This is a genomic window from Candidatus Binatia bacterium, assembly GCA_036504975.1.
GTDB lineage: Bacteria > Desulfobacterota > Binatia > UBA9968 > UBA9968 > JAJPJQ01.
This window is the reverse complement of record DASXUF010000012.1, coordinates 1-12,248: the sequence shown is the minus strand read 5'-3', so window position 1 is coordinate 12,248 and position 12,248 is coordinate 1. Positions and strand designations below refer to the sequence as shown.

Here is a 12,248-nt window from a genome sequence, read left to right as displayed (position 1 = left end):
ATCTCAGCCTGAGCCACTACTTCCTGATGCCCAACCGTTGGATCAAACTTCGATATCTCTCGTAGTCGTTCTTCCTGAGATAATCGAGAAGGCGTCTCCTCTGCCCTACCAGCTTGAGGAGACCACGGCGGGAGTGGTGATCCTTGACGTGGAGCTTGAAATGCTCCGTAAGGTGATCGATCCGCTGGCTCAACAGTGCAACCTGGACTTCAGGGGAGCCAGTGTCGGTCTGATGGAGTCTGAACTGCTCAATAACTTCTTTTCGCTGCGGCTGAGCAATCCCCATCTGTCCTCCGTTCATCATCTCTCTTTCTTGATTTAGTTGTTATTGATCTACCATACTCACATATCCTTGTAAAGCAGTAGAATCGCCGGTAGTGGTTCAATTTAACGCCACGACATGTCTATGTAGGGGCAGGCCTCTGTGCCTGCCCTTTTTGCGGGCGACCACGGCGGGTCGCCCCGACAAAATTTTGTGAAAGGCGGCGCTGCACAAAGACGTTTTTTATGGGCGGTGCTCTGTGCTAAATTCATCCAGACATGAAACGGCTGTGCGGACTCTTTGTTATCATGATCGCGGCGTTATTTCTCTCGGCCGGCGCTTCAAGGGCCGCGGAGATCATCCGCTGGATGGACGAGAAGGGAGTCGTCCATTTCACCGACAGCCTGAAAAACGTGCCGCAGAAATTCCGCGCCACAGCGACGCGAATCCCAACCGGCAGCCGGCCCCTTCCCGCGCCGACCTCCGCCGACAAGGCCTCGGTAAAGTTCCACAAGCAGGGCGAGCTGATGGTCGTGCAGGCGATGCTCAACGAGAAGGCGGCGGCGAAGTTCGTCGTCGATACCGGCGCCAGCTATACGACGATCTCACAGGCGACTGCGAAGCAGTTGGAATTAAATCTGGATAACGCTTCCGGGGTGATCGCGCTTCAGACGGCCAACGGCGTCATCGAAGCGCCGCTGGTCAACGTCGGCTCATTGGATCTCGGCGGGCTGGGGTTAAAAGATCTCAAGGTCGCGGTCCACGACGTCTTCCCCGATCCCGGCATCGCCGGCCTGCTCGGACTCAATTTCTTAAGCCAGTTCCGCGTCGAGATCGACAATAAGAACGGCGTGATCTATCTGGAAAAGAAATAACCCGCCTAGCAGGCTGCTCACAAAGTCTCACCTGCCATCAGCCCGACCGAGAGTCTCCCTCCAGGCCGATGCGATACGTCTGTGCAACGCGGCACGAGAATGCTACGAGAAATCTTGAATTACGCCTGATCCACTTCGTCCCACGCATCGGCCCTTCGAGAAACTCCCGGTCGGCCGGTTACGATAGTTGCGCGGCGAACCGCCTCGCTGGACGGAGCGAAGGGGCGAGCCTGGAGACCGCAGACGCAGAGACGTGCACGTTCCGTCAGGCGCAAACCGTAGGAGCAGGCAGCATAAGGGGTCGGCGCGGGTGGCCCTCGAGGCAGCGAACTATCGGCTGCGGTCAGAAAGGTTCGCCTCGAGCGACGCTCTCTTCGAAAATCCGCCCTAGGGAGCTATCGTCGCGATCCGGGAAGATCCATGATGGACGGCCGGGTGCCGACAAGCTGCCTGATCTCCACGAGGTATCTTCTGACGTCGGTGATGACGCGGCGCCGGTTGGCATCGAGCGGGAGAAGCGCATAGTTCAGGTAGTCGCCCTTGAGCGCTTGGCACTCCTTGCAGGAGGCGACGATATTCTCCGGGACATCGATCCCGCCTCTCGAAAGAGGCACCAGATAATCCCGGACTTTCGAATCGAACCGGCCGCCGAAAAAAGAGAGCCGGCGGCCGCAGTAGCTGCAGAGCTTGGCGGCGGCGAAGGCTTTGGCGCAAAAAGATTTAACCTCTCCCATCCCACCCCATGTGAAACGAGTTGTAAAGCTCAGGTCACGAGCAGCCGCTGACGGCACCGCAGTTCATGCACTTGTAACAGGCGCCGCTCCGAATCATGATCGCGCCGCAGTCCGGGCATGGCGGAGCGTCCTGCTGATAAAGGCTCGTGACGCTGCTGATCGTCGTCACCGGCGCGCCGCCGCGCGGCGCCGCCGTGAGCGGCACAACTTTTTTCTCCGGAACCGCTTCCTCTTCCACGCTTTCCTTGACGACGCCGACTTCCTGCTGCGCGTCGCCGTCGAGAAACTTCGTCGCCAACCAGCGGAAGATGTAGTCCATGATCGACTTGGCGATCGGGATGTTCGGATTCTTGGTGAACCCGGACGGCTCGAAGCGCATGTGGCTGAACTTGTCCACCAGGACTCTCAGCGGCACGCCGTATTGCAGGGCCATGGAGATCGCGGTCGCGAAGGAATCCATCAGGCCCGAGATCGTCGAGCCCTCCTTCGACATCGTGATGAAGATCTCGCCCGGCTGGCCGTCTTCGTACATGCCGACGGTGATGTAACCCTCGTGGCCGGCGATGTCGAATTTGTGGGTGTACGATCTGCGCTCGTCGGGAAGCTTCCGTCTCAAGGGGCGGGACTCTTTCGCCTCGGCCTTGGCTGCCTTGCTTTCCTCTTTAGAGGTATTAAGCGGCTGCGTCCGTTTGGAGCCGTCGCGGTAGATCGCCACCGCCTTGACTCCGAGCCTCCATCCCTCGATGTAGGCTTGCGTGATCTCATCCACCGTGACGTCGCTCGGCATGTTGATGGTCTTCGAGATCGCACCCGAGATGAACGGCTGGACTGCGCCCATCATTCTCAGGTGGCCCATGTAGTGAATCGTGCGGCTCCCGTTGGCCGGCTTGAAGGCGCAGTCGAACACCGGCAGGTCTTCGTCCTTCAAGTGCGGTGCGCCTTCGATCGTCTCGTGCTCTTCGATATACTCCATGATCTCCTGGATCTGCTTGACGTCATAGCCGAGTCTCTTGAGCGCGCGCGGTACAGTATTGTTGACGATTTTGAAGAGCCCGCCGCCGACAAGTTTCTTGTACTTCACCAGCGCGATGTCCGGCTCGACGCCGGTGGTGTCGCAGTCCATCATGAAAGCGATGGTCCCGGTCGGCGCGAGCACGGAGATCTGGGAATTTTTGACCCCGTGCGCCTCGGCCTCTTTGCAGGTCTGATCCCACACCTCGCGCGCCGCGGTCAAAAGATCCAACGGCACGTGCGAGGTCGAAATTTTGTAGGCGCTCGAACGGTGTTTATTGAGCACGCGAAGCACCGGCTGCCGGTTCTCCGCATAACCTTCGAAAGGCTCCAGGCTCCCGGCGGCGCGGGCGGATTGCAGATAGCCTTCCCCGGACATTAGAGCAGTAATGGCCGCGGCATACGACCGCCCCGCATCGGAGTCGTACGGAAGACCGAGCGACATGAGCAGCGCGCCGAGATTGGCATAGCCCATTCCCAGCTCGCGGAACTTATGAGCGTTCTTGCCGATCTCCGGCGTCGGATAAGAGGCGTTGTCGACCAGGATGTCCTGGGCGAGAATGATGATATCCACGGTCCGCCGGAACGATTCGACATCGAAGCCGCCGTCGTCGCGCAAGAACTTGAGCAGGTTGAGGGACGCGAGATTGCAAGCGGAATTGTCCAGGTGCATGTACTCCGAGCACGGGTTGGACGCGTTGATCCGTCCCGTGTTGGAGCAGGTATGCCAATCGTTGATGGTCGTGTCGAACTGCATACCCGGATCGCCGCAGAGGTACGTTCCCTCGGCGATCATGCGCAAGAGGTCGCGCGCCTTGTAAGTGTCGCAGGTCTCGCCGTTCTTGACGAAACGCGTCTTCCATTCGCGGTCCTCCAGCACGGCCCGCATGAAGTCGTCCGTCACGCGCACCGAGTTGTTGGCGTTCTGGAAAAAGACGCTGCCGTAGGCAGGACCGTCGAGGCTCGAATCGTAGCCGGCCTCGATCAGCGCCCAGGCCTTCTTCTCTTCCTCGACCTTGCACTTTATGAATTCTTCGATGTCGGGGTGGTCGGCGTTGAGAATCACCATCTTCGCCGCCCGGCGCGTCTTGCCGCCGGACTTGATGACGCCGGCGGAAGCGTCCGCGGCTTTCATAAAGGAAACCGGACCGGAGGCGGTCCCGCCGCCGGCAAGCTGTTCCTTCGCGGAGCGGATTCGAGAAAGGTTCACGCCCGAGCCGGAACCACCTTTGAAGATGATCCCCTCTTTACGGTACCAGTCCAAAATAGATTCCATGGTGTCGTCGACGGAAAGGATGAAGCAGGCGGAGCACTGCGGCTTTTCCTCGATGCCGCAGTTGAACCAAACCGGGCTATTGAAGCAGGCTTTTTGCTGCACCAGGATGTGCGTGAGCTCGTCGGCGAAAGTCTCGGCGTCGTCATCCGTCGCAAAGTAGCCGTCGGCCTTCCCCCACGCGGTCACGGTGTTGACCACGCGGCCGATCAACTGCCGGACGCTCTGCTCGCGCTGCGGGCTGCCCAGCGGGCCGCGGAAATATTTGGAGACCACGACGTTAGTCGCCATCTGCGACCAGAACTTGGGGATCTCGACGTTGGCCTGTTCGAAGACAACCTTGCCCTTTTCATTGAGGATGGTCGCGGAGCGCGCCTCCCACTCGATCTCGTCGTAAGGATCGACCCCCGCGCGTGTAAAATAACGCTCCATCTTGAGCCCGGTCCTTACCTTTGTTTCGGTCCCGGCGACCCTCTCTTCCGCCTGCTGTGGCGCTGCTTTAGCCATGTGCCCGATTCTCCCTTTCACGGGGTACTTTCCCAGGTCTTGTGGGCTACTCTCTCAATATACCCCTATATGTTGTTGTGTAAAAGCTCTTATGAGACTTTTAAAAATATTTGTCAAGAAAAATTTTTGGTTGCGAGAAAAAATTTGGATTGCCGTGTGCGCGCTCCTCGGGGGATGAATCTTACGGCCGCGGCCGATAGGTCAGTGCCTCGATGAGGACATCCACCTTATTGTGGATCGAGTGCGCTTCGCAAGATATCGGCCCATAGCCAAGCACCCAACAAGCCATTGCATCTTCGCGCTCCTGCGTCCGCGGCCTACAGACTCACCCCCCTCGTACCCCTCCCGCACGTGGTCCAGGGAGTGCCTGTCTGAAGCGACGAGACGTCCGACACTTTGGTGGTTGTGAATGTGACATCAAACTCAGGTTGGTACTTCGGAGCAGACGCGTAGAGACCCATCGGCTCGCGCTGAGGGCAGGCCTCCCTGGTCCGCGAAGGTGTAGAGTCGCACGCCTAGTTTTGATAAATATGGTTCGACGAGAATATGGAAAAACACGATCCCATCGAAAAGCTCGGCCAAGTGCTGGACAAGTCGCTCAAGCGTCTGGACCCGACCGGCAGGCTCGGAGAATACGGCGTGTGGCCGATATGGAATGAGGCGGTCGGCGATACCATCGCGCGCAACGCCCAGCCGGAAAAGATCCGCCAGGGGACTCTCTTTGTAAAGGTCTCGAGCCCGGTATGGATGCAGCAGCTTCAGTATCTCAAGGATACGATCGCCGATAAAATCAATCAGACGCTCGGAAAAGAAGTCGTCAAGAATATCTTTTTCGTGACCGGCAAAGTGGAAGCGAAAGCCGCCGCACAAACCAACGAAGCACCCGAACCGTCTCCTCCGTCCGCTTCGCCATCGAAGCTCGACGAGGAGATGCTGGGTTCGATCAAGGATCCGGAGATCCGCCGCGCGCTGAAAAAACTCTTCACCGCCAGCTCGCGCAAACGGCGAGACTAAACGGTTTTCAGAGCGCAGAAAAATTTTGCGGCCGATCAAAAAGGTCCACGTTGAACCGCCTGGCCGGGGGTTTCTCGAAGGGCCGACATGTCCTCGCGTCGCTCGGAATCTCTCCGCCAAAGTACTGTGGCGGACAGATGTCAGATTTTGCGATTTGAGATTTGCCATTTGAGATCGCGAAGCGCTTGCATCGGCCCCGCGAGAGACTCCCGGCCAGGCTGATGACAGATGCGCCTTTTTCAAACTGCCTACCGCCCCGCCAAAATCGCGCTCATTTCCGGAGTATATTCTCGCTCTTTTGTGTATACGACCAGGGGAGGCAGGATCTTCATCTCGCTGCCGCCGCCTTTGACGCCTTCCGCCAGGACGAGAGACGCGTCGCCCCCTGCAAAGGAATGAACCAGCCTCATGCGCTTGGGCTCCAATTTTTCTTCGCGCATGGCTTGAATGAGATCCGCCGTCCGGAATGCCGGGTATACCACCGACATTTTTCCGCCGCGGCGGAGCAAGTAAACGGCGGCACGGAGAAAGTCGCGTAGATTCGCCTCTATCTCGTGCCGCGCGACTCGCTTTTCGCCGTTGGGATTGATCCTGCCGCTCGCCAGCCGGCGGTAGGGCGGATTGGCGACCGCGACGTCAAAACTCCCCGCGGGAAACAGCCGCTCCACCGCGCGCACGTCGCCGTGGACGATTGAAACGCGGTCACCCAACCGGTTGAGCGCCGCGCTCCGCGCCGCCCGCTCAGCCATCTCCGGCTGAACCTCCACGCCGACGACCTTGAGAGACGGCTCGAGGGCGGCGAGAATCAACGCGACGACGCCGTTTCCCGTTCCGAGATCGACGACCCGTTCTTTTTTGCGCACGGGCGTGAAATACGCCAGTAGCAAAGCATCGAGGGAAAATCGGTATCCCGTCTTGCTCTGAAGAACGGTAAGCTTGCCGTCAAAGAGCGTATCGAGCGTTTCGTCCGCCGAGGTTTTTTTCTCCATCGCTTGCAAATTGACGCGCTTTTTTATATGAGCGTGGTGCTACCTGCTCCTCTTCTTTAACGCACAAAATGCTTTTCCTCTTGCCTCAAATCGGCGCCTATACCCTGCGCCAGCTTTCCGAAATGGGGAGAATGTTTCTCTTTCTCCTCTCGGCCTTTATCCTGGCGTTCCGGCCGCCGGGCAAGTTTCGCCTCATCATCTATCACCTCAAAACCATCGGCGTCGACTCCCTTTCGGTCGTCCTTCTGTCCGGCTTTTTTACCGGAATGGTGATGGGTTTCCAAGGTTATTATAGTCTTAGAAAGTTCAACGCCGAAAGTTGGCTTGGTTCAGCCGCAGCCTTGGGCCTTTTGCGCGAGCTTGGGCCGGTGCTGTCGGCCTTTATGGTTACGGGACGGACCGGCTCGGCCATGGCCGCCGAGCTCGGCACGATGAGAGCGACGGAGCAGATCGACGCGCTCTATTCCATGGCGATCAACCCGGTCAAGTATCTGGTATCGCCGCGCATCATCGCGAGCTTGATCGCCATGCCTCTGCTCACCGCCATCTTCGACGTCGTCGGAATCTACGGCGCCTATCTGATCGGCGTCGGGCTCCTCGGAGTAAGCTCCGGAAGCTACATCGCGGGGATGGAGAACGCCGTCGTCTTTCAAGACGTGTACAGCGGCTTTATCAAGTCGGTGAGCTTCGGCCTGATCATCACCTGGGTTTGCTGTTACAAGGGGTTTCACGCTCCGCCCATGGCGACCGGCGTAAGCCAGGCGACCACGGAGTCGGTGGTGCTCTCGTTCGTGCTGGTGCTCGTCTGGGATTATTTTCTGACTTCGATTATGCTTTGATTCGACGGACTCCGATGATACGCGTTGACGACCTGCATAAAAGTTTCGGCAGCCAAAAAGTCCTCAACGGCGTCAATTTGGAGTTCGTCAAGGGAAAGATCACGACGATCGTCGGAACCAGCGGCTGTGGCAAGACGGTGCTGCTGAAGCACCTGAACGCACTTCTCCTGCCCGATCGAGGCGCGGTGCTCGTGGACGGAGTGGACATCACCAAGCTCCGGCAGAAAGAGCTCTACGACATGCGCGGCCGCTTCGGCGTCCTTTTCCAGGGGGCGGCGCTGCTCGATTCCATGACGATTTTCGACAACGTCGCTTTTCCGTTGAGAGAAAAGACCGAGATGAGCGAACCCGAGATCAGAAAAAAAGTCGACGAGCGGTTGGACCAGGTCGGACTCGAAGGCATGGGCTATAAATTTCCGGCGGAATTGAGCGGAGGAATGAGAAAACGCGCGGGGCTGGCCCGGGCGTTGGTGACCGACCCGGAGATCGTGCTTTTCGACGAGCCGACCACCGGCCTCGATCCGATCCTGGCGGCGAGCATCCACCAGCTCATCGCCAGAACGCAGAAGACCTTCGGCTTCACGGGCGTCGTCGTCAGCCACACGATTCCCCAGGTCTTCGACATTTCCGACTATGTCGCCATTCTGGCGAACGGCGTGATCGAGGAGGCCAAACCGGCCAAAGAGTTCCAGGCTTCGCAAAATCCGGTCGTGCAACAATTCATCCGTGGCGAGACGGAAGGGCCTATTCAAGTCTTGTAGGAGAGCTCAACAGTGAATCAGACACGCACAGAGATCTTCGTCGGTATTTTTGTTCTTCTAGGCATCGTCTGCCTCGGCTACCTGGCCATCCGCTTAGGCAAGCTGGAGGTGATGGGCAATACCGGCTACGTCGTCTACGCCGATTTCTCGTCGGTAGCGGGATTGAAACCGGGCGATCCGGTCGAAATCGCCGGAGTCAAAGTCGGCCGCGTCGAGGGCCTTAAGCTCGTCGACGATCGCGCGCGTCTTACCCTCAGGATCGAAGAAAGCGTCAAACTCCCGGAAGATACGATCGCTTCGGTGCGCTCGCGCGGCCTGATCGGCGACAAGTTCGTCCTTCTGAGCCCGGGCGCCTCCGACAAAATGATCGCTCAGGGAGGCAGAATCCGCGAGACCGAATCTCCGCCGGATCTTACCGACGTCATCGGCAAATATATCGGAGGAGATCTGACCTCCAAGGGAGGCGAGAATAAGGGAGGCGAGAATAAAGGAGGCGAGACCAAGGGGGGCGAGAAGAAATGAGGCGGAAGCTTGGCTTGATCACCTCTCCCATCATCCTGCTTTCCTGCCTAGTCTTCGTGCTTCCCGCGAGCGCCGGAGCGCCGACCGACCAGGTGCGCGGCACAGTTGACAACATCACGGCGATCCTTAAAAATCCCGCTTTCAAGACAGATGCCAAGAAAAACGAGAGACGTGACCAACTGCGGCAAGCGATTTTCTCGCGTTTCGACTTTACCGAGATGGCCAAACGATCTCTGGGAACCCAATGGCGGAAGCTGAGCGCCCAGGAACAGGAAGAATTCGTGCGGCTGTTTACCGATCTTCTCGAACGCGCCTACATCGATCAGATCGAAGCTTACAACGACGAGAAATTCGTCTATGTAAAGGAGACCGTCGACCAGGATTTCGCCGAGGTGCAGAGCCGGATCGTGACCCCCAAAGGGGAATATTCCCTGAATTATCGGCTTCACCTGGTGGGGTCGGAGTGGAAAGTTTACGACGTCGTCGTCGAGAACATCAGCCTGGTCAACAACTATCGCTCTCAGTTCAGCCGGATCATCGCGAACCAATCGTACGAAGAGCTCGTGCGCCGGATGAAAAGTAAGCAGATCCAGTCGCCTACTCCGGCGGATAAAAAATAACTCGAATACTCCGGTCTCGGCATGCTTGCCGCCCTGCTGGATCTTCCCAAGCCCGTAGAAGAAAACCCTCTCAAGCTCACCCGCCTGCCCGACCCGGCGCCCGGCGCCGGAGAGATTCTGATCCGCGTACGTGCTTGCGCCATCTGTCACACCGATTTGCATACGGTCGAAGCAGATATCGCCTTGCCGAGGTTGCCGTTGGTGCCCGGCCATCAGGTCGTCGGCGTGGTCGAGGCGCGCGGACCTGGCGCCAACCGATTTAAAGAAGGCGATCGCATCGGCGTGGCGTGGCTCCACCGAGCCTGCGGTCGATGTGTTTATTGCAGCAAGGGCGATGAGAACTTGTGCGAGCGGGCGGAGTTCACGGGCTTGCAGGCGAACGGGGGTTACGCCGAGCTGACCATCGCCGATGAATCCTTCGCTTATCGACTGCCGGGCGGATTCTCCGATTTGCAGGCCGCGCCGCTGCTCTGCGCCGGCGTCATCGGCTATCGCGCGCTCAAAATAAGCGGGCTCGGCCGCGGCGAGCGGCTGGGACTCTACGGGTTCGGCGCCTCGGCCCACATTGTCATCCAAATCGCGCGCTATTGGAGCTCGGAAGTCTATGTCTTCACGCGCAGCGCCGAACACCAGCGGCTCGCGCGGGAGCTGGGCGCCGCCTGGGTCGGGCGCGCCGAGGAGACGCCGCCTGAAAATATCCACGCCGCGATCATCTTTGCGCCCGCGGGCCGTCTCGTTCTCGACGCGCTTCGCGTGCTCGACAAAGGCGGCACGGTGGCGCTGGCGGGAATCACGATGACGCCGATTCCGGAAATCGATTACGCCAAATTGCTGTATCACGAGCGCAAGCTCGCGAGCGTCGCCAACGCCACGCGGCGCGACGCCGAAGAGCTGCTCGCGCTCGCCGCGGAGATCCCGATCCGCACTGAAGTGGAAATCTTTGCGCTCGCCGAGATCAACCAGGCGTTGCGGAAATTGAAAGAGGGGCGAATCCGCGGCGCCGGAGTGATCGAAATGAAAAAGGCGGGGGGCTGATGGCGCGACCCTCACCCCTTTCCCTCTCCCGCAAGCGCAAGCGGGAGAGGGTGAGGGAAAGGGCGACTCGCGCAAAGGCGCAAAGCCGCCAAGGGAAGCAGTGAATAATCCGGGCTAGAGACAGTCATGGCGGCAAGTTCATACGACGTCACCGTCATCGGCGCCGGCATCGTGGGCCTCGCGTCCGCGATGAAAATGGCGGAGCGCTTTCCAAAGCTCCGCCTGCTGGTGCTGGAGAAGGAATCTCAGATCGCCAAACATCAAACCGGCCACAACAGCGGCGTCATTCACGGCGGGATCTATTACAAGCCAGGATCTCTGAAAGCCGCGACCTGCGTGACCGGGCGGCAGGCGCTTCTGGACTTCTGCGATAAGAACGGCGTCGCCTATGACCTGTGCGGCAAAGTCATCGTCGCGACGGAAGAGGAGGAGCTGCCGCGCCTGGAAGAATTATTCAGGCGCGGACAGGCGAACAAGGTTCCGGGACTGGAGAGGATCGGCCCGGAGCGGCTTCGCGAGATCGAGCCTCACGCCCGCGGCATTCGCGCCGTATACTCGCCGGCCACGGGGATCATCGATTTCATTCAGGTGGCGGAAGCCTACGCGAGAAAATTACGCGAGCTGGGCGGAGAGGTCCTCACGTCCACGCAGGTGAAAAATATTTTGCAGCGGGACGGTGAATTAATCGTGCAAACCAACCGGGAAGAATTCCGCTCGCGCTACCTGATAAACTGCGGCGGCCTCTTCTCCGACCGAATCGCGCGAATGGCGTCGGCGCGTGGAGCTTCCGCGAGCGACGACATCTCGGCGCGAGGAGTTTTCGCGAGCGACGACGACATCGACGTTCAGATCGTTCCCTTTCGCGGCGAGTACTACAAAGTAGCGCCGGAGAGGGGCTCTTTGATCAAAGGGCTCATCTATCCGGTTCCGGATCCACGCTTCCCGTTCCTGGGCGTCCACTTTACGCGCAGCATTCACGGCTACGTGGAAGCCGGACCCAACGCCGTATTGGCCTTCGCGCGCGAAGGTTACCGGTGGACGGACATCAATCTTCGGGATTTGAGCGAGACGCTTTCGTTCAGCGGTTTTCACTCCGTGGCCAAAAAATACTGGAAGATGGGGCTCGAAGAAAATTATCGTTCGTTGAGCAAGCGCGCTTTCACCAGGGCGCTGCAGCGTTTGTTGCCGTCTATTACGATGAGCGACCTCCAGCCCGGCGGATCGGGAGTGCGCGCGCAAGCGGTCGCGTCCGACGGCGCCTTGCTCGACGATTTCGTCATCAAGCAAACCGGCCGCGCCATCCACGTGCTGAACGCACCCTCGCCAGGCGCCACGGCCTCGCTCGCCATCGGCGAAAGAATCGTCGCGAACGCGGCGCAGGCGTTTTCCCTGCAGGATTGATTTCTCGCCATCCTTCAACTAGCTTGAAGCGAATCGAAATCGGAGGTGACCTTCCATGATCATCGAATACAAAGGCCGGCGGCCGACAATTTCCCCCAAAGCGTTCATCGCGCCGACGGCAGTCCTCATCGGCGACGTGACCGTGGGAGACGATTCGAGCATCTGGTTCGGCGCGGTCCTGCGATCGGACCAGAACGCCAATCCTATCGTCGTGGGCGCGCGCACGAGCGTCCAGGACAACTGCGTGATTCACCAGGGCGAAGCGCCGACGATCATCGAAGACGACGTCACCGTCGGCCACGGCGCGATCATGGAAGGCTGCGTGATCCGGCGCGGCGCGATCATCGGCATGAACGCGACGCTTTTGGAGAACACCGAGATCGGCGAAGAGTCGCTGATCGCCGC

At 59.1% G+C, this 12,248-nt stretch carries 13 protein-coding genes; 9 read left to right on the top strand and 4 right to left on the bottom strand.

All coding sequences use genetic code 11. From position 1 onward, the window contains the following. Positions 1-16: 16 nt before the first annotated feature. A complete protein-coding gene (rpsO, locus tag VGL70_01690) occupies positions 17-286 on the bottom strand; it encodes a 30S ribosomal protein S15 (GenBank protein HEY3302227.1) in 270 nt (89 codons plus the stop codon). Positions 287-540: 254 nt separating this feature from the next. Between rpsO and VGL70_01685 the strand changes: the two genes are divergently transcribed. Then, positions 541-1,137, top strand: a complete 597-nt coding sequence (locus VGL70_01685; GenBank protein ID HEY3302226.1) for an aspartyl protease family protein — start codon at positions 541-543, stop codon at positions 1,135-1,137. A gap of 395 nt (positions 1,138-1,532) precedes the next feature. On the opposite strand, the gene VGL70_01680 is transcribed toward VGL70_01685, so the two are convergent. Next, positions 1,533-1,871, bottom strand: a complete 339-nt coding sequence (locus VGL70_01680; GenBank protein ID HEY3302225.1) for an HNH endonuclease — start codon at positions 1,869-1,871, stop codon at positions 1,533-1,535. Positions 1,872-1,905: 34 nt separating this feature from the next. Next, positions 1,906-4,662, bottom strand: a complete 2,757-nt coding sequence (locus VGL70_01675; protein HEY3302224.1) for a vitamin B12-dependent ribonucleotide reductase — start codon at positions 4,660-4,662, stop codon at positions 1,906-1,908. Positions 4,663-5,208: 546 nt separating this feature from the next. Here VGL70_01675 and VGL70_01670 point away from each other — a divergent pair. Beyond that, positions 5,209-5,676 carry a DUF721 domain-containing protein gene (locus VGL70_01670; protein HEY3302223.1) on the top strand — a complete coding sequence of 156 codons (468 nt, stop codon included), beginning with the start codon at positions 5,209-5,211 and terminating at the stop codon, positions 5,674-5,676. A 248-nt stretch (positions 5,677-5,924) separates the two neighbouring features. Here VGL70_01670 and VGL70_01665 read toward each other — a convergent pair whose 3' ends face one another. Then, positions 5,925-6,665 carry a tRNA1(Val) (adenine(37)-N6)-methyltransferase gene (locus VGL70_01665; GenBank protein ID HEY3302222.1) on the bottom strand — a complete coding sequence of 247 codons (741 nt, stop codon included), beginning with the start codon at positions 6,663-6,665 and terminating at the stop codon, positions 5,925-5,927. A 68-nt stretch (positions 6,666-6,733) separates the two neighbouring features. Here VGL70_01665 and VGL70_01660 point away from each other — a divergent pair, with 68 nt between their 5' ends. The 7 genes from VGL70_01660 to VGL70_01630 form a co-directional block, all read left to right on the top strand. After that, positions 6,734-7,504: an MlaE family lipid ABC transporter permease subunit gene (locus VGL70_01660; protein HEY3302221.1), complete on the top strand. Its 771-nt coding sequence runs from the start codon at positions 6,734-6,736 to the stop codon at positions 7,502-7,504. 14 nt (positions 7,505-7,518) lie between these two features. Continuing rightward, entirely contained in the window at positions 7,519-8,265 is a 747-nt protein-coding gene (locus tag VGL70_01655) for an ATP-binding cassette domain-containing protein (protein ID HEY3302220.1), read from the top strand. A 12-nt stretch (positions 8,266-8,277) separates the two neighbouring features. Next, positions 8,278-8,787, top strand: coding sequence for an outer membrane lipid asymmetry maintenance protein MlaD (mlaD, locus tag VGL70_01650; GenBank protein HEY3302219.1), 510 nt, complete (start codon positions 8,278-8,280; stop codon positions 8,785-8,787). Further along, entirely contained in the window at positions 8,784-9,407 is a 624-nt protein-coding gene (locus tag VGL70_01645) for an ABC transporter substrate-binding protein (GenBank protein HEY3302218.1), read from the top strand. Before mlaD ends, VGL70_01645 begins: the two co-directional genes overlap by 4 nt. 21 nt (positions 9,408-9,428) lie before the next feature. Further along, complete coding sequence (locus VGL70_01640) at positions 9,429-10,442, top strand: zinc-dependent alcohol dehydrogenase family protein (protein ID HEY3302217.1); 1,014 nt, start codon at positions 9,429-9,431, stop codon at positions 10,440-10,442. Between the two features lie 126 nt (positions 10,443-10,568). Next, complete coding sequence (gene lhgO, locus VGL70_01635) at positions 10,569-11,843, top strand: L-2-hydroxyglutarate oxidase (protein ID HEY3302216.1); 1,275 nt, start codon at positions 10,569-10,571, stop codon at positions 11,841-11,843. A gap of 55 nt (positions 11,844-11,898) precedes the next feature. Next, on the top strand, positions 11,899-12,248 hold a 350-nt coding region (locus VGL70_01630; protein HEY3302215.1), incomplete at its 3' end, for a gamma carbonic anhydrase family protein.

Coding starts and splice junctions, on each gene's coding strand:
- lhgO (HEY3302216.1), top strand. CDS start 10,569: ATGGCGGCAAGTTCATACGACGTCACCGTCATCGGCGCCGGCATCGTG.
- VGL70_01645 (HEY3302218.1), top strand. CDS start 8,784: ATGAGGCGGAAGCTTGGCTTGATCACCTCTCCCATCATCCTGCTTTCC.
- VGL70_01680 (HEY3302225.1), bottom strand. CDS start 1,871: ATGGGAGAGGTTAAATCTTTTTGCGCCAAAGCCTTCGCCGCCGCCAAG.
- VGL70_01675 (HEY3302224.1), bottom strand. CDS start 4,662: ATGGCTAAAGCAGCGCCACAGCAGGCGGAAGAGAGGGTCGCCGGGACC.
- VGL70_01685 (HEY3302226.1), top strand. CDS start 541: ATGAAACGGCTGTGCGGACTCTTTGTTATCATGATCGCGGCGTTATTT.
- VGL70_01660 (HEY3302221.1), top strand. CDS start 6,734: ATGCTTTTCCTCTTGCCTCAAATCGGCGCCTATACCCTGCGCCAGCTT.
- rpsO (HEY3302227.1), bottom strand. CDS start 286: ATGGGGATTGCTCAGCCGCAGCGAAAAGAAGTTATTGAGCAGTTCAGA.
- VGL70_01640 (HEY3302217.1), top strand. CDS start 9,429: ATGCTTGCCGCCCTGCTGGATCTTCCCAAGCCCGTAGAAGAAAACCCT.
- VGL70_01665 (HEY3302222.1), bottom strand. CDS start 6,665: ATGGAGAAAAAAACCTCGGCGGACGAAACGCTCGATACGCTCTTTGAC.
- VGL70_01655 (HEY3302220.1), top strand. CDS start 7,519: ATGATACGCGTTGACGACCTGCATAAAAGTTTCGGCAGCCAAAAAGTC.
- VGL70_01670 (HEY3302223.1), top strand. CDS start 5,209: ATGGAAAAACACGATCCCATCGAAAAGCTCGGCCAAGTGCTGGACAAG.